This window comes from Myroides sp. (genome assembly GCF_032073645.1).
Taxonomy (GTDB): domain Bacteria; phylum Bacteroidota; class Bacteroidia; order Flavobacteriales; family Flavobacteriaceae; genus Flavobacterium; species Flavobacterium odoratimimum.
Window position 1 is genome coordinate 87,488 of record NZ_DAMANB010000006.1, and the last position, 20,670, is coordinate 108,157.

Genomic DNA, 20,670 nt, shown 5'->3' on the forward strand with positions numbered 1-20,670 from the left:
CAATTAAGACTAATAAATTAGAAATGAGTTTAGATATACACCCTTCAATATTATACAGAGTTCATTTATATTGTTATGTGAAGAGTCAATAGAGTTGATATTAGAATGTATAGATCAATGCGTCATGTATACCACGTTCGTCACATCAGTAGAGACGGAATACTTCCGTCTAACACACAGCTAGACCCCAATGGATAGAAAGTCCTTATTCAAGGAGTTAATGCTTAAACTTGCCATACAATGTATAATATGCTGTGTTCTGTGTTTAAAGCCGTCCACTGAATCCACAATACATATCATGCTGACGATAGGAGGGATTTCATTCCATTGGTGTGTAGATATTTATGAGATACTGTAGTTTACTCAATTAATTGGATTATTTACGGAATTCCATAAAGAGTATTGTGAGAGAATGATTAATTTAGAAAATTAAATTAGAAGAGAATGTCAAGAGATAAAGATGAATCAGTATTTAGTAAAGTCAGTGGTTTCTTTGGGAATAAAGAAAAAAAAGAAGAAGTATTTGAAGCAAAAGTAGATAAAGAAGGAATTTTCGAAGGTATTAAAAATATATTTTTTGGTGAGAAAAAAGAAGAGATAATAGACATTGAAGCTTTTGAGGTAGTAGCTTCTGATATGGAAATTATCATTACCGAAAGATCAATAAATACTGAGGGAAAACTGATCGAATTAAAAAGTACTGGTACAGTAGAGAATTTAGAAGAGAAAGGACTTTTAGACAAGCTCTCTGATACTGCAAGTGTAACTGTGGGCGCAGTGCGTGATACGGTAAGTATTGCAGTCTCTACGGTAGTTAATACAGCATCTGAATCGTGGGACTTTACTACAGAAAAGTTAGGTGTAGCTAAGCAAGCGACAATAGAGTTCTCTTCTTCTACAGCTGACTCATTAGTGCACTTCACAAAAGAGGTAGGGCGTAGATATGATGAGATAGAGATAAGCCCAAAGTTCTATTCGTTGATTAATACGATGGACTTAGTATTAGTTATAAGTAGCTTACAGTTACTAGTTGAAAAACAACGCAAAGGGAGTAAGGAATTTATAGCGTTATCTGCTGTAATTGGCTTGTTAATCTTGTTAGAGCGTTCTAAAGAAGGAATGAAAAAAGAGATGGGGTTCGTAGAAGTTAATGAAGAGTTAAGTCATGACTTATCCTCTCTACTAAAATCAGTTACGTTTAAAGATATGGTCGAGACCGCAGAACCTATTCTGTTGATTATCCCTAATGGGAATTATATATTGTTGATTTTAAAATTGTTTGTATAGTATGGGGATATTGTCAGTTTTATCCTTTTTGTTTAGTACAGATCCAAAGAAGGAAATAGAAGAGTGTAAAAAAAGAATAGAGAATTTTGAGTCTATTAAAAGGACAGTAAGAGCTAATGTGAAAAATAAGAAACAAAAGCATTATCACGATCATGCGAGAGAAAGAATTAAGACATTAGATTATCAGATCTCGAAAGAAAGGGAGAAAATAGCAGCTTATAGAAAGAAGGTAAAGAAGTAAAAAGCAAAGAAAATGGCTATATTTAAAGGGAGTTTTATAGAGTTTGAAAAATATGTAGGTCCTACTACTAATAAGATTATCACAAGATTAGGAAAGGAACTTAAAAAGACACAAAAGAGTTGTCAAAATCATCAGTTAGGAGGAGAGTACTGTGGAGTATGGAAAAGGTTAGATGCGGCTCATTTCTCTAGTAAGGGAAGAGATCGAAAAAGTATTATTAAGGTTCTATTAGACTCTAATTTTAAGATAGATGATGATTTATATGAAATAGACTTAGATAAGTTTGTGTCTGTTTTTGAGGATGAACACAGAATGGGTGAGCTTGATAGTAATTTGATTATGCTGTGTCGTCAGCATCATGTTGCCTACGATTTACCTTATAAGGGAAAAAGCTTTGGTGGTGATTATGAGGTGGTGGAGATAGCTGAAAATGATAGTATAACACCTTTGTTATTGAATAAAGATATTAGTGAACATAAGACACAGTTGGTTAAGAATGCAATATTAGAGGCAGTGAGACATTTAGCTATTAATAGTAAAAACTGCTCCTATGCTAAGTTTACAAATATGAAGTGGCAGTTTGATATCAAAGAAGAGAAGTTAACTCAAGACTTGTATTTTATATTTTATACCCCAAGAGACTATTCCTTTGATATAGCTAAGTTAACTCAACAAGAAATAGAGAGAATAACAAGTGATCTAAAACAAAAAGAATATGATGATCGAAAAGTAGAAAAGTCTTTTGTTTTTCTCTTTGATGGAGAGTATTATATTGAAAAAAACACAAATTGTAAGATGGAAATAATATATAGTAATCACTTTGAAATATCTTAGCTATGAATACATATTTTAAACAACTAGAATCGATACTTACCTCTAATGAGTTTAGAGATAGATTAGAACAAGTAAATGATAACTTTCCTAATCTGAAGCAAGAACATTTGATAAGAGATGTGATCTTATCTATGTATAATCAACAGAATACTCCTAGTTATAGAGCTTTCTCAGAGCATCCCCGTAGGTGGGAGTTAAGCTATGAGACTAAAGCTAAAAAGAAGATAGGCCGAGTGGACTTGTCTTTTAATAAAGCTGGGGAATTAGATGGTGCATATAAGATAGAACTCAAGTTCTTCTTTACTAAAGATATTAAGAATGGTCGTGATAGTTCTGTAGAAAAAAACTTCATAAAAAAAGAATGTGATTTGTTGATGATTATTGTTCAGGAGTTCTTAGATGTAGAGGCAAAAGTGGCTTATGATCAAACATGGGGAATAGATACCAATCTGTTAAGGTATCAATTAGGAGCAAACGCACGTGAAAAGCAAATATTCTTAAAGAGTAAGGCAAAGTTTAAATCTTTAGAGGAACAGTTTGAGTGTGTTGAGAATGGGCAGATGCACGATATGATAGTAGTAGAGGTTCGTAAACCTTATAAAACGAGATATACATTCTGCTTTTTAGAGCGAGTTAAATAGAAAAAGATATGAAGGAAAGTAATCAGTTGACTGCTTTTTTGAGTAGGTCAAGATAAGAATGTTTGTATTAAATTATTCTGACTATAGGGGTTATCTTATGAAGATTGAACTTGAGAAAAAGAAGAGATCTGATTTGCTTATTCATTATTAGATTAAAAGACTATTGTTTAATCTATGCACCACTTCTTTTAATAATATTAGCCTATATACTATAGAATATGAATGATAATAACTTGAAAACGTATAAAACCGAAGAAATCTCTTTTGAAATAATTAAAGAAGCTGATAAAGCATATAATTATCAAGGTAAATTAACTCCTATTTTAGATCAGTTAGAAGGAGATTTTAATCAAAATACAATAGACCAAATTGTACTTTGGAAAGTAAATCGATATGCTGAGGTTGATGATTCTAGGATGAAGGTGCTTAATCAGATTGATAAAAATAGTTTGGAACTAGATGTGGATTTGACAAGAGAGGTTTTAGAATCTTTATTAGCTTGTACAGGTATTCAGTTAGCTATGGCATCCACTATTTTACGTTTTAAAAATCCACATGTATATCAGATTCTAGATCAGCGTGTATTTCGTTTTATTTATGGAATTAGCCTACAAGAAGAATTAAGAAGAGAGAAAGATCAAGTAAAGGTATATCTTGATTATTTAGTTAAATTAAAAGAGGTGTGTAATGAGTTGTCTATTGTTTTTGAAGATTCAGATCGAGTGCTTTATGAACTTGATAAAAAGTATAATAAACATATTAAATTGAAGTATTAGTTTGTCTTCTAAGATAATGAATTAATACACTTTTATAGGTGTGTATGTTTGAAATTCTTAATTAATAATAAAATAAGGCAAAGTCAGGAGACTAGTGCGTAGCTATTTATGATCACGGATTCGGAAATCCACGATAACAGAATTCTGTGATAACGAGCTTAAATAATTGTATAAAAAGTATCCGCATTATATTAAAAAAAATGTAACTTACGGTTGTTATATTGCAGATTAATAGATGATTAATTGAGAGTGATGCTCTTTATTTAAGGGCTGTCTAACTAGTGTGTTATAACAGAGAATTAAGGTTAATCCACTAAAAATAAAAATACAATTATGGGGAGTGATATGCAAAATATAAACGAGAGCTTGTTTGAGCAAATTAGGCAGATTGACGAAGCTGGCAATGAATATTGGAGTGCACGGCAGTTTGCTAAAGTTATTGAATATGTTGATTTCAGAAACTTTGAACGTGTATTAAATAAAGCAAAACAAGCTTGTGAGAATAGTGGATACGCTGTAGCAGACCATATCGTTGACTTCAACGAGATGGTTTCTATAGGATCAGGAGCAGTAAGAGAAATGCCAAGTTATAAGTTATCTCGTTACGCTTGTTATCTTGTGGTTCAAAATGCAGATCCTTCCAAAGAAATTGTTGCACAAGGACAGACGTATTTTGCAGTTCAGACGCGTATACAAGAAATACGCCAGATGGATGAATATGCTAATTTGTCCACTGAGGATGAACGACGTTTGTTCTTGAGAAATGAGTTAGCAAAACACAATACCCAACTTGCTGCTGCAGCAAAAGATGCAGGAGTGATTAAGCCAATAGATTATGCTATTTTTCAAAACCACGGATATAAAGGTTTATACGGAGGTTTAGATGCTAAAGCTATCCATAAAAAAAAAGGATTAAGTAAGAGTCAACAGATATTAGATCATATGGGCAGTACGGAGTTAGCGGCTAATTTGTTCCGTGCAACACAGACTGAGGATAAACTGCGCAGAGAGGATATTCAAGGTAAAGCAAAAGCGAATGAAACACATTATGAGGTAGGAGCCAAGGTGAGAAAGACAATTGAAGAATTAGGAGGTATGATGCCAGAAGATTTGCCTACTGTAGAGAGTGTGAAGAAAATAGAGAAACAACAAACTAAGATGTTAAATAAGAAGAAGGATAATGATGAATAAAGTAGGAAACTTATTATCATGCACTTTTAATTATCTATCTTCTTTAAGGTGTTAAATTCCGATTTACAATTACGGATTCGGAAACCCTCAACAACTATAAAACGCAAAGTCGGGAGACTATTGCGTAGCTGTTTGCAATCACAGATTCAGAAATCCGAGACAACTCAATAAATCCTCTTACCACACACCCATATATTTGTAATTCTCTTTAAATTTGTTATATTATAGTTTGAGGAGGAGTAATTTATAAGTTTATGTTATCACACAGAGGTAAGGAGAGAAGTTTTATGCAGAACCTGCGTTTAGCAGTGTTGTTATCATTTGTAGGAGGCGTGGTGAATGTAAGTGGTTTTTTGGCTTTAAAGCTGATGACAACCAATGTGACTGGGTATTTATCTAATTTTGCTCAGGAGGTACTTACCTTTAATAAACAAGCTATTTTGAAGTCAGTGTTGTTATTGGTTTCGTTCTTTTTAGGATCTTTTACTTCTCACGTGATCTTACAGTTGCAGAAGTTGATTTGGAATAAGGTGTATTTTACAGTGCCCTTGATACTAGAGGCTATCTTATTAGGAGGAGTGGCTTATCTCGAAGGAGATATATTGTTTCAATATCCGATGAAGATAGCCTACGTACTGTTATTTGCGATGGGATTACAGAATTCTCTTGTTACTTTTATTTCTAAGGCGGTAGTGAGAACTACGCATATTACGGGGATAGTTACCGATCTAGGGATAGAGACAGCGAGGTTATTGTTTAATCTAACAAGAGTCAACCTTCGCAATCTTTTGCTTTCTCATATAGGACTTAAACTTGCCATTGTCTTTTCGTTTGGGGTAGGAGGGATTACCGCAGCATTTTGCTTTGAGTACCTTCATTTGCGTACCTTATACATTGGTGTAGTAGTTATTCTATTTACTACCGTTTATGACTATTTAGTAGTTAAAATGATGAGGGTATTAGAGGAAGGAAAACAGATAGTGGACTGGAGTAAGAAAGTAGTGACTAAGGACTATAAAGTTTACCATATCTTAAGAAGGAAGAAGTAGGCTATGTGGTTTTAAATATAGCAATCACTTTAAAGTAGAGATAAAGCATCTCGTCCTTCGGACACCCCTCCAAAGTAAGGGAATAAAAAAATCTTGTAATTAAATCTCTCACATTAGAGTTAATTACAAGATTCTGTCGACCTTAGATTCCAATATGCAATTCGTATTCATCGTCTGCTTTCTCTTCGAAATCATAAATAGAATTTGCTGGTGAAATTGCGTTGCATGTTGAGCAAACGTAAGCATCTATTGATGGGTCGTAATAGTGATTTTCGTGATTGTTTTCACAAGTTTCACTTTTTGCAAAAAGTAAATTTTCTGTCATATATGTGAGTTTTTTAAAGTTGTCTCTAAGATAGTATTTAAAAGTATAGAAAACAAATAATTATAGGCTTAAATGTTTGTTTTTATTGTTAATATTTTCTAAACATTGTATTTTTGTGTGCAGTTTAGGTTTAATCGATGTGAAATGATGAATTTTTTAGAGATAAGAGGTTTTATAGAAATATTTTTCTATAAGATTCAGTAGTCTAAAAAGGTCTTATGAGGTAAATAGAAATTCAGGTAGAGACCATAATGATATAAGATCAAATAGCCTATCAAGACAAAATCAAAAAAATGTAGAACACATTTCCTAATCTCCTTAATTAATACTATTTTTGGCTAATATGCTATAGAACGCTTATAGCTTAGTAATCAATAAATTCAATATATTTTACTTTATGTCAGACGATAAAAAGGTAATTTTTTCGATGTCAAAAGTGAGTAAAACTTACTCATCGACAAATAAGACTGTATTAAAAGATATTTATTTAAGCTTTTTTTACGGGGCTAAAATTGGTATTTTAGGTCTAAATGGTTCTGGTAAATCTTCTTTATTAAAGATTATTGCTGGGGTTGATAAAAACTATCAAGGTGATGTGGTGTTTGCACCAGGATACACTGTAGGGTATTTAGAACAAGAACCTCAATTAGATGAAACAAAGACTGTTATCGAAATCGTTAAAGAAGGAGCTGCTGAAACGGTAGCAATCTTAGATGAATTCAATCAGATAAATGATATGTTTGGTTTGCCAGAAGTGTATGAAGATGCAGATAAAATGCAGAAACTGATGGATAGACAAGCTGAGCTACAAGATAAAATAGATGCTGTAGGAGGATGGGAGCTAGATACAAAACTAGCTATCGCTATGGATGCTTTGCGTACGCCAGAGCCTGATACTCCTATCAATATTCTTTCTGGAGGAGAGCGTCGTAGAGTTGCTTTATGTCGTCTATTATTACAAAATCCAGATGTATTATTATTAGATGAGCCTACTAACCACTTAGATGCAGAATCTGTACACTGGTTAGAGCAACACTTACAACAATATTCAGGAACAGTAATTGCTGTAACGCACGACCGTTATTTCTTAGATAACGTAGCAGGATGGATCTTAGAGCTAGACAGAGGAGAAGGTATTCCATGGAAAGGGAACTATTCTTCTTGGTTAGATCAAAAGTCTACAAGATTAGCTCAAGAGGAGAAGGTAGCTTCTAAACGTCGTAAGAACTTAGAGCGTGAGTTAGATTGGGTACGTCAAGGTGCTAAAGGTCGTCAAACAAAACAAAAAGCAAGGTTACAGAACTACGATAAATTATTAAACGAGGATCAAAAAGTTCTAGAAGAAAAATTAGAGATTTATATCCCTAATGGACCACGTCTTGGAACAAATGTGATTGAAGCAAAAGGTGTAGCGAAGGCTTTCGGAGATAAATTGTTATATGATGATTTAAACTTTACTTTGCCACAAGCTGGTATTGTAGGTATTATCGGGCCTAATGGTGCTGGTAAGTCTACTATCTTCCGCATGATCATGGGAGAACAACAGCCTGATGCGGGTACATTTGCTATCGGAGATACGGTTAAGATTGCTTATGTGGATCAAGCACACTCTAATATAGACCCAGAGAAATCAATTTGGGAAAACTTCTGTGATGGTCAAGAGTTGATCATGATGGGTGGTCGTCAAGTGAATTCTCGTGCTTATTTGAGTAGATTTAACTTCGGTGGTTCTGAACAAAATAAAAAGGTATCAACGCTTTCTGGAGGTGAGCGTAACCGTCTTCACCTAGCAATGACATTAAGAGAAGAAGGAAACGTATTGCTACTGGATGAGCCTACGAATGACTTGGATGTAAATACACTACGTGCATTAGAGGAAGGTCTTGAGAACTTTGCTGGATGTGCAGTGGTTATTTCCCATGACCGTTGGTTCCTAGACCGTATCTGTACGCATATCTTGGCTTTTGAAGGTGATTCTCAAGTTTATTTCTTTGAGGGTTCTTTCTCAGACTATGAAGAGAATCGTAAGAAACGTTTAGGGGATGTAGCTCCAACTCGTTTGAAATATAAAAAATTAGTTCGCTAATTAAAATAGTAAAGGCCTAATTAGTTTTCTAGTTAGGCTTTTTTTGTGATGTCGTGCGCTCCGTTTCACTTCGCTTACTACGGAGGCGCTGCGCTAGGGAGGCGTGCACTCCGCTTCACTTCGTTTACTAGGGAGGCGCTGCGCTAGGAAATAGGGAACAGGGTTACTCAAAGTCGGGAGACTTTGCGCAGCGAGGTTACATGTCACGGATTGCAAATCCGCGCCAACCGTAGGGTCGCTACGCTAGGGAGTCGTGCGCTCCGTTTCACTTCGCTTACTACGGAGGCGCTGCGCTAGGGAACAGGTGAGACATCATGTTTTCACGATTTTACAAAAAAAACAGTTTCACGGTTTCACAAAAGACGATTTCACAAAAAAACAAAAAATAAAAACAATGAATATAGAGATATTACATATAAATGCTCAATCTGCAGAGGGACAGCCAACTGTTTTTAATCCTGTAGTAGTTGGATTTGCAGACGGAACCTCTTATTTAATAGATTGTGGTTTTACTTATAATTTTCAAGAGTTTAAACAAGAGTTAATGCATCTAGGACTAATGGTAGCTGACTTGAAAGGAATTATTATTTCTCATGATGATATTGATCATTTAGAAGGATTGCATAAATTTAAAGAGGAATATGTTTCTTTAGAGGTTATCAGTAGTGCTATAGAGTCTGACTCTGTTTCTGGTCGAGTAGAGTCTGAACGTCTTATACAAGTTAAAGAGAGTCTTACTCATATCCCTGAGGAGATGAAAGGAGGGGTAAATGACTTCATTAAACAGCTTGAGGGTATCAAACGTTTTGAGGTTACTCAAACTTTAGAGGATGGACAGTTCTTTAAAGATACATTACAGGTTATAGCTACGCCAGGGCATACGAAAGGACATATTTCATTCTTTGATACAGAGAGTAAGACATTAATTGCGGCAGATGCGATAGTGGTAGAGGAGGGTGAGTTTAATATCGCTAATCCTCAGTTTACTCTGGATATGGAGGCTGCTTTAGCTTCTGTTGAGAAGATTAAGAACCTAAAACCTAATCGTGTAATTTGCTATCACGGTGGTGTGGTTGAAGAGGGGATAGAGGAAAAATTAGATCGATTAATCAAGAGGTATTGTTAGTTTACAGTTTATAAATCCGCGACAACTTTAGGGACGTATTACCATATGCCCACGATTACAAATTCGTGTGAAAGGTTTGATTACCAAATAATATCAACAGAAAAGGCTACTTAAATCTAGTTTAAGTAGCCTTTTTTTATATGTAATTTTGTGTCTCGTTTTCTATAAAAATGTAACAAATACATTTAAGATTAATGCATTCAGGATGTCTATGAAGAATGCTCCTACCATAGGAATAATAAGGAATGCTTTAGGTGATGGGCCAAAACGGCTTGTTACAGCTTGGATATTTGCTACAGCTGTTGCTGTTGCTCCTAATCCAAATCCACAGTGCCCTGCACTTAATACGATAGCATCGTACTCTTTGCCCATAGCTCTGTAGGTAATAAAGTAAGCAAAGAATAACATCATCGTAACTTGTATTAATAGAATTAGTAGGATAGGTAATGCTAAGTCTGTTACAGTCCATATTTTTAAAGACATTAAGGCACAAGCTAAGAAAATAGATAGTCCGGCATTTCCTAAAATTTCTATTGATTCGTCATGCATTTTTACTTTAAAAAGGTGAGGTAATACATTTCTAATTACGACTCCGATGAATAAACACCATACAAATGTAGGTAGTTTAAAAGCGTATTGGGTATTCCACTCAGCTAGATATTGTCCTACAACTAAACAGATTGAAAGAAAAGTAATTGTAAGCATAATGCTTTTATAGTTTACTTTCTTATCTGTTACTACAGAAGGAACAGAGATTTCATGAGTCTCATCGTTCTGTTGTATTTGTTCAGGAGATAGTTCTTTAAAGTTGTTTTTGCGCAATAATTTGTATGCTAATGGTCCACCGATTGTACCTCCTAAGATTAGTCCAAAAGTAGCACATGCCATACCGATATCTTTAGCTCCTATAAGTGGGGTTGCACTAGCCATAAAGGTATCTGCCCACCCACCTGCTGTTCCATGCCCACCCGTTAGTGAGATAGATCCTGCGATTAGTCCAAATCTAGGGTCTAGTTCTAATAAGTAAGCTAAAGTCACTCCTAAGAAGTTCTGACAGATAATAAATACTGTTGCTATAACTAGGAATATGATTAATCCTTTTCCTCCTTTAATAAGTGATCTAAAATCAGCATTAAGACCGATAGAGGAAAAGAAGATAAACATCATTCCTTGTTGGATATTTTCGTCAATAGTAAATTCTTTGCCAGTAACGGAATAGGCAATCCAAGAAAACATAGCAACAATAAAACCACCTACAACAGGTTCGGGGATATTAAATTTTTGAAAAAAGTTTACTTTTTGAACTACGAAGTGTCCTAATAATAACACAAAGCAGGCAAGCATTAACGTTTCATAAATTCCAAAATCCATATAAGTTTGTTCTATTAAAGGTGAAAAAATAATGGTCTAAAGGCAGACCTTCGTTCGCAAATATAAATAAACTAGGGTGGAGTAACCTAAAAAACTTCTTTTTATTCTTGTTTAAATGATGTTTTTAATTGTTAACTAGTTTGTTTTGTACTGGTTACTAGGCTTGGGTGTAGAGGTAAATAAGAAATAGAAAGAAATTCTAAAAACTTTTTTGAGATACGTAGAATATAACTATTTTTGCGCATGCAACACAATGTACTTATTTTAGATTTTGGATCGCAATACACACAGTTGATTGCGAGAAGGGTTCGCGAGTTAAATATATTCTGCGAAATCTTACCTTATAATGATATGCCTAAGGATTTGACAGAATATAAAGCTGTTATTTTATCAGGTAGTCCTTATTCAGTTCGCTCAGAAGAAGCGTTACACCCAGATTTGTCGAATATCAAAGGAAAAATGCCTCTATTAGCAGTATGCTACGGTGCTCAGTACTTAGCTCATTTCTTCGGAGGAGAAGTAGCACCATCTGATACACGTGAGTATGGTAGAGCGAATTTAGACTTTATAGCAGAGGATGCTTTCTTTAAAGATATTCCTCATAATAGTCAAGTATGGATGAGTCACAGTGATACTATTAAACAATTACCTACTAATGGGGTGTTGTTAGCTAGTACTAAAGATGTGAAAAACGCTGCTTATAAAGTAGAAGGAGAACAAACTTATGCTATCCAGTTTCACCCAGAGGTTTACCATTCTACAGATGGAGCACAGCTGTTGAAAAACTTCTTAGTAGATATCGCTGGTGTTAGTCAAGATTTTACTCCAAATGCTTTTGTTGAAGAGACAATAACAGATTTAAGAAATAAAATTGGATCAGAGAAAGTTGTTTTGGCTTTATCTGGAGGGGTAGATTCTACAGTAGCTGCTGTGTTATTACACAAAGCAATTGGAGAGAATTTACACTGTATCTTTGTAAATAATGGATTATTACGTAAAAACGAGTTCCAAAATGTATTAAATCAATACAATGGAATGGGGTTAAACGTAAAAGGAGTAGATGCTACTGATCGTTTTATGGAAGCTCTAGCAGGTCTAGAAGATCCAGAGCAAAAACGTAAAGCTATTGGTAAGTCTTTTATCGATGTATTTGATGATGAATCTAAATTAATCGAAGATGCTACTTTCTTAGGTCAAGGTACTATATATCCTGACGTAATCGAGTCTATCTCTGTAAAAGGGCCATCAGCTACTATTAAATCTCACCATAACGTAGGAGGTTTACCTGACTTTATGAAATTAAAAGTAGTAGAGCCTTTGCGTATGTTGTTTAAAGATGAGGTACGTAGAGTAGGAGCTTCTTTAGGTATAGACCCTGAGTTATTAGGAAGACATCCTTTCCCAGGACCAGGTCTTGCAATTAGAATCTTAGGAGATATCACTCAAGAGAAAGTAAGATTATTACAAGAAGTAGATGCTATCTTTATAGAAGGACTTAGAGAACATGGTCTTTATAACTCTGTATGGCAAGCAGGAGCAATCCTTCTACCTGTAAATAGTGTAGGTGTAATGGGGGATGAGCGTACTTACGAAAAAGTAGTAGCACTAAGAGCAGTTGCTTCTACAGATGGTATGACTGCAGACTGGGTACACTTACCTTATGAGTTCTTAATGGAGATTTCAAATAAAATAATTAACCGCGTAAAAGGTGTAAACAGAGTGGTTTACGATATTAGTTCTAAACCGCCTGCAACAATTGAGTGGGAATAATTTAAATAATTCAATAAGTCGCTGTAACTTTGTTATAGCGACTTATCGTTTTTTATAAATTGTATTGCTAATGAAAAAGAAGATATTTATAGCCTTAACGGCATTTGTTTTTACATCGTCTGTTCTAGCTCAGTCGGGTTCGTTTATTCAGTATAGAGTGAATAAAGGAGATACTGTAAGTAAGATCTCTAGAGATTATGATATACCTGTGAGTGAAATACTGAAGTATAATCCTGATGCAAAGAATGGAATCAATGAGAATAGTTTTTTATTAATTCCTACGAAGGACTTTGTAGAGAAAGAAAAGAATAAAGGGGCTAATCCTTTATTGAAAAATGATGAGAAGACAAAAAATACTTCTACTTCTAAAGGAACGCATACTGTGCAACCTAAGGAGACAATGTATAGTATTAGTAAAAAATACAATGTATCTATCAATGATCTACATACATGGAATCCTTCTTTAAAAGAAACGGGGTTATTAGCAGATAGTGAGATTATTGTTGCTCCTAATACTAAGAAATCATCTTCAATGGATGTGACTCAGTATGAACAGGATAAGCCAAAGAAGATACCAGCTACATTACCATCGTCTACAGCAGATACAATTAAGGATATTAATAATATCTATTACAGAAATATAGATGTAGAACCTAAGGCAACGCTTTATAGTCTAGCTGTAACGTACAATACTTCTGTACAGAGATTACTAGAGCTGAATCCAGAGCTAAAAGATGGTCTTAAAAGTGGGCAAACGATAAAAGTGCCTGCTTATGGTTTTCAGGCAAAGGCTAAGGTAGTGGAGGTAACTCCAGAGACTCCTAAAGAGAATAAGTTTATTCGCTTAATAGTAGAACCACAACAAACGCTATATAGTATAAGTCGTAAGTATGATGTGCCTATTAAGGAGATTATTAAGCTTAACCCAGATCTTCAACAAGGATTAAAGAGCGGTATGGAGTTAATATTGCCTTATAAAGAAGGTCTAGATATTGCTGTAGAAGAAAATATGCCTAAAGAGGAGAATGAAGGTTATTTGACAGTTGATACAACAGGAGGTTATGTTGATTTGAGTAATTCTATTAGTCGATTAGATCATAAGGAGTTAGCGTTATTGTTGCCTTTTAATATCGATAAGTTAGGAGATAATATAGATGCGAAATTGAGTTCTGATGGGTTCTTGAATATGACTTTAGACTTCTACTCAGGAGCTAAGATGGCTGTAGAGTATGCAGAGAGTCTTAATCTACCTTTAACCGTAAATGTCTATGATTCTAGTGAAAGCAAGAATAGTAGTGGTGTGAAGAGCTTATTTAACTCTAAAGACTTTAGTAATACAGATGTGATTATTGGGCCATTTTATCAGAGTAATGTAGATGCTGCTGTAAAGGCTTTGCCTAATGACAAAGTAATACTAGTGTCTCCATTGTCAAATGAGAAAGCTACTGCGTCTAATAGACTTGTACAGACTATGCCTTATAGTAATGTGCTTAAAAATCAGTTACTAGAGTACTTTAAGAAGACAGGCGCTAAGATTACCGTAATTGTTGATGATAAAAAACAATCGACAAAGCAGTTTATGAATCAGTACTTTCCTGAGATAAAAATGATTAGTACTAGTCAAATAGGAGAGATAGATAAAACGCTAGTAAAAGATAAGAAAAATGTCTTTGTACTAGATTCTAATAGTATAGCATCGGCATTATTATTCACAGATAAGTTAAAGAATAAAACAAAGGATTATGATATTCAGATTGCCTCTTTTGACAAGTCAGATGTCTTTGATTACAGTGAGATTAGAATAGAGACTTTAGTTGATTTAAAATATACTTTCCCTTCAGTAACGAGAGATTCAAGAGAGTCTAGATCTGAATCTTTATTTGGACAAGAGTATAAAAACAGATATAATGTGTATCCTAATCGTTTTGCTACAAGAGGATTTGATGTGACATTAGATGTGATTTTCAGAATGTTCCAGAAAGAAGGGTTTATACCAACTATTGGTAAAAAATCTCAAGAAATAGAGAATAGATTTAGTTATAGTAGAAATCCAGAAGGAACACTTAGAAATAGTGGAGTATACTTACTACAGTATGATACAGACTTAAATGTAAAGGTGCTTAACTAATGATAGATAATGAAAAGTACTTAGTAGAACTCGCTCATACTAAAATGCCTTATGGCAAATATGAAGGAAGGTATTTGATTGATTTACCAGAACATTATATCGTTTGGTATCATAATAAAGGCTTCCCAAAGGGTAAACTAGGAGAACAATTAGGTCTAATCTATGAGTTAAAATTAAATGGATTAGAACCCTTAATACGAAATATTAGAAATAATTTTAAATAATCATTGATTATTACATAGAGAAAAGGCAAGTTGTGAATAACAGCTTGCCTTTTTTCATAATCGTATACTAAGTAAAATTATAAAGTTCAGGTATTTGTCAAAAACGTATGAAAATTATTAAAATAATGTAATTGTTAGTTTTTTAGCATTAGAAGTAAAAGTTCTATAATTAGCGTAACTCAAATTATCAAATCAATAAAAATAGGGCTTTAAATCTTCTTTTGTCTTAAATTAGAACATAGATTAAGCGAAATTTAGAAAACTGAAATTTTTATCAATGCGAATTAATTATTGTAAATTTGCATTGTAAAAATCGAGTGATTATGATGAATATTCCTACTTCAAAGCGCCCACGTGTTGTTATTATTGGTGGAGGTTTTGGGGGTTTAGCACTTGCTAAAAAACTAAAGAACAAAAATTTTCAAGTTGTGCTTTTAGATAAGCATAATTATCATACGTTTCAACCACTGTTGTATCAAGTAGCAACAGGAGGATTGGAGTCAGGATCTATTGCATATCCTATTCGTAAAGTTGTACAAAATTATGAAGAGATTTACTTTAGATTAGCTAATGTTCAACGTATAGATACTGAAAATAAGAAGGTAGTTGCTGATATTGGTACGATTTTTTATGACTATGTTGTAATTGCTACAGGATCTAAGACAAATTTCTTTGGTAATGAAAACATTACTAAGAATAGTATGGCAATGAAGACTATCCCTGAATCATTAGATATCCGTAGTTTAGTATTAGAGAACTTTGAAGAGGCTTTACAGACTACAGATGATCAAGAGCAGAAAGCATTAATGAATTTTGTGATCGTTGGAGCAGGACCTACTGGGGTTGAACTTGCAGGTGCTTTAGCAGAAATGAAGAAGCATGTATTGCCTAAGGATTACCCGGACTTAGACTTTAATAAGATGGAAATCAACGTGATTCAAGGTGCTAATAAAGTACTTGATGCAATGAGTGAGAAATCATCTAGAAAAGCACAGGAATTCTTAGAGAACCTAGGTGTGAAAGTATACTTAGGTGAAATAGTAACAGATTATAAAGGTAAGAAAGTATATACAAAATCAGGTAAAGAGTTCACAGCAGAAACGGTGATTTGGACAGCAGGAGTAATGGGAGCTACTGTAGATGGTTTTGATGCCACTGTTATTCAAAGAGGAAATAGAATAAAAGTAAATGAATACAATCAAGTGGAAGGCTTTACAGATATCTTTGCTATCGGTGATGTCGCTACTATGATGACAGATAAGACTCCTATGGGACACCCTATGATGGCTCAGCCTGCTATACAGCAAGGAGAATTATTAGCGAATAACTTGATTAGATTAAGAGATGGTCAACCTTTAAAATCATTTGTATATAATGATAAAGGATCTATGGCAACCATTGGACGTAATAAAGCTGTGGTGGACTTACCTAAGTTCCAATTTAGCGGTTTCTTTGCTTGGTTTGTATGGATGTTTGTTCATTTGATGTCTTTAATTGGATTTAGAAACAAATTAGTTGTATTCTGGAACTGGATGTATAACTATATGATGTTTGACAGACAAGCTCGTTTAATCATTCGACCATTTAAAAACAAAGTGGATGAAAGAGAATAAAGTCTTATAGAATAGGATTTTTTAAATCATAATTTATCAGAAGGTCTACAAACTTATTATAAGATTGTAGGCCTTCTTTTTGATTATTAAGTTTTAAGAAGCCATTGTAAAATACCTTAAAGAAAGAATCCGTGATATTCTTATATTCACTCCAGAATATAATATTCTCGTTTAGGTTATCTTTCACTCCTTGGTGTATTGTTTCAAATAAAGCTTTAACTTCTACTGAATCTCTATCATTGATATTGGACACACAGTATCTAAGGGCATAGATAATAGCTGCATATTGATAAGCAGTATCTTTTTGATTATATGCCGCCATAAAGCCTATAAAGTTAGCGTCACTTTCTTTTGCAAACCCTAACTGATGAGACATCTCATGAGATGCTGTGACAATCATGGTAAGGGTAGGTATTTTATTGTTTACCTGCGCTTCTAATGTAAAAGGATTGATATATCCAGAGAACCCCATATAAGTTAAAGGAAGGCTAAATAAAGACTCTTTGATTGCTAATGAGTTGGTATTATCAATTTGATGCAAGAAGGTTATTTGTTCAATACCTTTTTTTGAATCAGCTAATATTGTATTGATATCTTGTTTTAGCTTTACAGCTATCGTACTGTCATTTGTAATAGCTAGTTGTAATAGATTAGCTCTTTGTATTAATTTGGTTGTTAGATTTAATAACTTCTCCTGATCATAGCCACGTTCTATTCCTAATTGGCTTTCTAGAGTTGGCCTAAAGTTGTTTAATCCCCAACCTATATTAAATAGAATATAGAATATAACAATACATTTAAAAGTTAATGCCGCACAAGCCATTGTGATTTTCTTCCATCCTTTGTATTTTTTAAAAACTTGATAAAACTTATGGATAAGAAATAACCCTATAATGGTATATAGTATATCTCCTACAGAAAAAGGGAATAGACTGGTAATCGTATTGAAAACATTACATAAATAGAAATAAAAACCATTTGTATAAAAGGCTTCAATAGCATCAGGAAAACGTGTAATAATATTAAAAGTAAGAATAGAACAAACAAATAATATCAACCAATATCTTAATTTCATAAAAGTGTGCTAAATTTTATTTAGTTAATTTAGAATAGATAAAAATAAATATATTTGTATCAAATTCTAAAACTATGAGTAAAGTTAAGAAAGGTGAGAGAACTATCTTCGTTTGTGATGGAAAAAAATGCTGTAGATATAATGAAGAGACTAAAAGTTGTTTTAAAGCTTTATTAGAAGAGAGTGGGCTTTCTAACGATTACTCTTTGTGTAAGATGAAATGTCAAGGAATGTGTAAGAGCGCTCCTGTAGTGTATATCTCCTCTCATGACAAGTACAAAAAAGAAGTAGGAGTAAAGAAAGCAAAGAAGATTTTTCAAGAATATATAATCGCTTAGATCTAGACACTATTGCTATTTATTTTATTACCGTAATATAAAGCGTGTCAGATCCAAACAAGAACAAGGCTATTTAGTATACTAAGTAGCCTTGTTTTTTTATATGCTTGATAGTTAATTGAATTTAAAATGTCTATGTTTGGAGCAAACTAATTAATTTATATTTATGAAGCGTGTTTTATTTACCCTTGTGATTTGCTTAATGACTATTACTTCTTTTGCACAGAAGACCATAGATAATCCTAAGAAATTCTTAGCGTCTCTCGCTGCTCACTGTGGAAAAGCATATGCAGGTCAAATCGTGTCTCCTAATGTACCTGCTGATTTTAAAGATAAAGAGTTATTGATGAAGGTAATCTCTTGTAAAGAGGAGGAGGTGAAGATCTCATTCTTTGTAGGTGAAGATTTATCTCGTACTTGGGTATTTACACTAGAGAATGGACTAGTAAAGCTAAAGCACGATCATAGACACCAGGACGGAACACCAGATGATATCACGATGTATGGAGGTACTGCTACCAATACAGGATTTGCTGATATGCAATTTTTCCCATCAGATCAAGAGACAGTAGATATGATGAGTACAATAGCAGGGAATGTATGGTGGGTGACGATTAAGGATAATACATATACTTATAATCTAAAGAGAGTAGATAGTACAGGCTATTTCAGTGCTTCTTTTGACCTGTCTAACGAGGTAAAAACAGATAAAATGCCTTGGTAATACCACTGTGAATATCTTCTGTACTAATTGCTGATTTTCTTACTCGATTTTCTATCTTGCAGGCTCAATAAGGCTTTGAGGGAATCAAAGTAACAAGATAAGCATAGATGAAAATAAATAGAATAGCAAAAAGAGGATTATTTGAATATCAAAAAGACCGCAACGAAGAAGGGTTAATGTTATATGACTTTCTAGAAGAGCGAGTTATTCGCTTTGCAGATTATAAAGAATGGCGTATTAATGCCATTTCTCCAGACGGAAAGTATATCGCTATAAATAAAATATCAGAGACGACTAGAGCGTTTAAAACAGATTTTGCTATCCTACGTGTAGATACACAAGAACAAGTGTTTTTTACGAATACTTATTTTATATATGATGCAGAGTTCAGTTTAGACTCTGATAAAGTACTAATCGTTGCTCATAATAAAAAACCTTTTTGTTTAGACTTAGCGACCAAAGAGATTATAGCAGAAATGCCTAAAAATATCCGTACTTATCAAGGAAGTTTTAATAAAGAGAAGAATCAATTCATTGCTCCTTCAGAGACTTTTAAGGATACACTTTATTTATTTGACTTTGTCTCAGGCGAAACAGAGAAGATAAAAACTAGCCTAAAAGAAAAGATAGGTAAGGTAGAGTATACTAATGATAGTCAACATTTAATTGCGTTGACAGAAAGTAGTATTGTTTATTGCCTTGATTTATCATATAAGGTGATTTGGTCTGTTGATTTTAATACGTTACTAGAATCACCTGTACGTATTAATTCGTCAAGTATGTTACTGTCAGAAGATAATCAATATCTAATGTTAGAAGCATCCTCTACTGAGACCAATAATTGGGGAGCAGAGTTTGTCTTGAATGTAAAAACAGGAGTACTGGTAAATACCATAGAAGGATATCAATATAGAGGTAGAATACAAGATGCGCTCTTTGGTAATGAAGTACTATTATATACTTATCATACCTTAGATATGTTGACAGGAGAGGTAAAGGAACTAGAATTAAAGAGATAAAATAAAAAAAAGCCTCATTAGACATTTGTCTTTTGAGGCTTTTTTCTCATAGCAATTTAATTTATTTTCAATTGTGGGGCAATATATATTCAATTTAGGATAGATCTTTATTACCAACTTGTGTTTCGAACAAAGAAAATAAAGCTTTTTTATCGTTAAAAGCAGTGCAAATGTATGTGTATCTCATAATATATGCAATCCAACAGGAGTGGTATTAACATAAAGTATACCTTTAGTATACTAGTGAAAGTCAGGATACTAACAATAATAAAGATGTAATATTGCATTTTAGAGGATATAAGTGTCTTGTATTTAATTAGATAGTTGTTTTAAAGAGATGATATAAGCTTATTGTTGTGTAAATCGTATATTGGATTGTGTTTTTTATAAATGTTAAAATTTATTATTATGTTAAGGGTTACTTGTGCCATCATTGAGTTTAATCAGAAGGTTTTGATAGCTCAGCGAAATCAGAATATGCTATTACCTTATAAATGGGAGTTCCCTGGGGGTAAGGTTGAAAGAGGGGAGAAAGATGAAGTATGTATTGTAAGGGAGGTAAAAGAAGAACTCAATCTAAATATTGTAGTACAATCAAGGCTAACACCTGTAAGTCATCACTATGATACATTTTCTCTAGAATTATTTCCTTTTATTTGTAGTACAACTTCACAAGAGTTTGAATTAAAAGAACACGCTCAAGTCTTATGGGTTGATTATCAGGATTTATTAAACTACGATTGGGCTGAAGCTGATATTCCTATCGTGAAAGAGTATTTGGCATTAAAGTTAGAATAATAGGAAGTGTATAAACGATAAGAGGCTGCCTAATAAGACAGCCTCTCCGAGGTC

Annotated in this window: 20 protein-coding genes; 17 read left to right on the forward strand and 3 right to left on the reverse strand. The window is 33.6% G+C overall.

Annotated features, from left to right (window positions below; genetic code table 11):
- Positions 1-444: 444 nt before the first annotated feature.
- The 7 genes from RT228_RS06450 (at position 445) to RT228_RS06480 (ending at position 6,019) form a co-directional block, all read left to right on the forward strand.
- The gene (locus tag RT228_RS06450) at positions 445-1,287 is read left to right on the forward strand and encodes a hypothetical protein (RefSeq protein ID WP_006265192.1); all 843 of its coding nucleotides are present in this window, start codon (positions 445-447) and stop codon (positions 1,285-1,287) included.
- 1 nt (position 1,288) lies between these two features.
- Complete coding sequence (locus RT228_RS06455; protein ID WP_006265193.1) at positions 1,289-1,528, forward strand: hypothetical protein; 240 nt, start codon at positions 1,289-1,291, stop codon at positions 1,526-1,528.
- Between the two features lie 12 nt (positions 1,529-1,540).
- Entirely contained in the window at positions 1,541-2,362 is an 822-nt protein-coding gene (locus RT228_RS06460; protein WP_006265194.1) for a hypothetical protein, read from the forward strand.
- 2 nt (positions 2,363-2,364) lie between these two features.
- Positions 2,365-3,003 carry a hypothetical protein gene (locus tag RT228_RS06465; protein WP_006265195.1) on the forward strand — a complete coding sequence of 213 codons (639 nt, stop codon included), beginning with the start codon at positions 2,365-2,367 and terminating at the stop codon, positions 3,001-3,003.
- 218 nt (positions 3,004-3,221) lie between these two features.
- Positions 3,222-3,779, forward strand: coding sequence for a hypothetical protein (locus RT228_RS06470; protein ID WP_006265196.1), 558 nt, complete (start codon positions 3,222-3,224; stop codon positions 3,777-3,779).
- A gap of 333 nt (positions 3,780-4,112) precedes the next feature.
- Positions 4,113-4,970 carry a DNA damage-inducible protein D gene (gene dinD, locus RT228_RS06475; RefSeq protein WP_006265197.1) on the forward strand — a complete coding sequence of 286 codons (858 nt, stop codon included), beginning with the start codon at positions 4,113-4,115 and terminating at the stop codon, positions 4,968-4,970.
- Between the two features lie 254 nt (positions 4,971-5,224).
- Complete coding sequence (locus tag RT228_RS06480) at positions 5,225-6,019, forward strand: YoaK family protein (protein WP_006259007.1); 795 nt, start codon at positions 5,225-5,227, stop codon at positions 6,017-6,019.
- 142 nt (positions 6,020-6,161) lie between these two features.
- On the opposite strand, the gene RT228_RS06485 is transcribed toward RT228_RS06480, so the two are convergent.
- Positions 6,162-6,344, reverse strand: coding sequence for a hypothetical protein (locus RT228_RS06485; protein ID WP_006261104.1), 183 nt, complete (start codon positions 6,342-6,344; stop codon positions 6,162-6,164).
- A gap of 397 nt (positions 6,345-6,741) precedes the next feature.
- Here RT228_RS06485 and ettA point away from each other — a divergent pair, with 397 nt between their 5' ends.
- Together ettA and RT228_RS06495 are read left to right on the forward strand one after the other, a co-directional pair.
- Positions 6,742-8,430 (forward strand): energy-dependent translational throttle protein EttA, encoded by a 1,689-nt coding sequence (gene ettA / locus RT228_RS06490; protein WP_006261105.1) that lies wholly within the window; start codon positions 6,742-6,744, stop codon positions 8,428-8,430.
- Between the two features lie 394 nt (positions 8,431-8,824).
- Positions 8,825-9,556 (forward strand): MBL fold metallo-hydrolase, encoded by a 732-nt coding sequence (locus tag RT228_RS06495; RefSeq protein WP_006265198.1) that lies wholly within the window; start codon positions 8,825-8,827, stop codon positions 9,554-9,556.
- Between the two features lie 162 nt (positions 9,557-9,718).
- Here the strand turns inward: RT228_RS06495 and gltS are convergent, their stop codons facing one another.
- Positions 9,719-10,927 (reverse strand): sodium/glutamate symporter, encoded by a 1,209-nt coding sequence (gene gltS / locus RT228_RS06500; protein ID WP_058699569.1) that lies wholly within the window; start codon positions 10,925-10,927, stop codon positions 9,719-9,721.
- Positions 10,928-11,170: 243 nt separating this feature from the next.
- Here gltS and guaA point away from each other — a divergent pair, with 243 nt between their 5' ends.
- The 4 genes from guaA to RT228_RS06520 all read left to right on the forward strand — a co-directional run bounded on the left by guaA (position 11,171) and on the right by RT228_RS06520 (position 16,662).
- Entirely contained in the window at positions 11,171-12,697 is a 1,527-nt protein-coding gene (gene guaA / locus RT228_RS06505) for a glutamine-hydrolyzing GMP synthase (protein ID WP_006261108.1), read from the forward strand.
- 70 nt (positions 12,698-12,767) lie between these two features.
- Positions 12,768-14,825 (forward strand): LysM peptidoglycan-binding domain-containing protein, encoded by a 2,058-nt coding sequence (locus tag RT228_RS06510; RefSeq protein ID WP_006265200.1) that lies wholly within the window; start codon positions 12,768-12,770, stop codon positions 14,823-14,825.
- Positions 14,825-15,049 carry a DUF3820 family protein gene (locus RT228_RS06515; protein ID WP_006259000.1) on the forward strand — a complete coding sequence of 75 codons (225 nt, stop codon included), beginning with the start codon at positions 14,825-14,827 and terminating at the stop codon, positions 15,047-15,049. Before RT228_RS06510 ends, RT228_RS06515 begins: the two co-directional genes overlap by 1 nt.
- 323 nt (positions 15,050-15,372) lie before the next feature.
- The gene (locus RT228_RS06520; protein ID WP_006258999.1) at positions 15,373-16,662 is read left to right on the forward strand and encodes an NAD(P)/FAD-dependent oxidoreductase; all 1,290 of its coding nucleotides are present in this window, start codon (positions 15,373-15,375) and stop codon (positions 16,660-16,662) included.
- A gap of 4 nt (positions 16,663-16,666) precedes the next feature.
- Here the strand turns inward: RT228_RS06520 and RT228_RS06525 are convergent, their stop codons facing one another.
- Positions 16,667-17,737, reverse strand: coding sequence for a DUF3810 domain-containing protein (locus RT228_RS06525; RefSeq protein ID WP_006265201.1), 1,071 nt, complete (start codon positions 17,735-17,737; stop codon positions 16,667-16,669).
- Between the two features lie 74 nt (positions 17,738-17,811).
- Between RT228_RS06525 and RT228_RS06530 the strand changes: the two genes are divergently transcribed.
- The 4 genes from RT228_RS06530 to RT228_RS06545 all read left to right on the forward strand — a co-directional run bounded on the left by RT228_RS06530 (position 17,812) and on the right by RT228_RS06545 (position 20,616).
- Positions 17,812-18,075, forward strand: coding sequence for a (2Fe-2S) ferredoxin domain-containing protein (locus RT228_RS06530; RefSeq protein WP_006258997.1), 264 nt, complete (start codon positions 17,812-17,814; stop codon positions 18,073-18,075).
- Between the two features lie 166 nt (positions 18,076-18,241).
- A complete protein-coding gene (locus RT228_RS06535; RefSeq protein ID WP_006258996.1) occupies positions 18,242-18,799 on the forward strand; it encodes a hypothetical protein in 558 nt (185 codons plus the stop codon).
- Positions 18,800-18,906: 107 nt separating this feature from the next.
- Positions 18,907-19,818, forward strand: a complete 912-nt coding sequence (locus RT228_RS06540; RefSeq protein WP_006265202.1) for a hypothetical protein — start codon at positions 18,907-18,909, stop codon at positions 19,816-19,818.
- Between the two features lie 408 nt (positions 19,819-20,226).
- Positions 20,227-20,616, forward strand: coding sequence for a (deoxy)nucleoside triphosphate pyrophosphohydrolase (locus RT228_RS06545; RefSeq protein WP_006265203.1), 390 nt, complete (start codon positions 20,227-20,229; stop codon positions 20,614-20,616).
- Positions 20,617-20,670 lie beyond the last annotated feature (54 nt).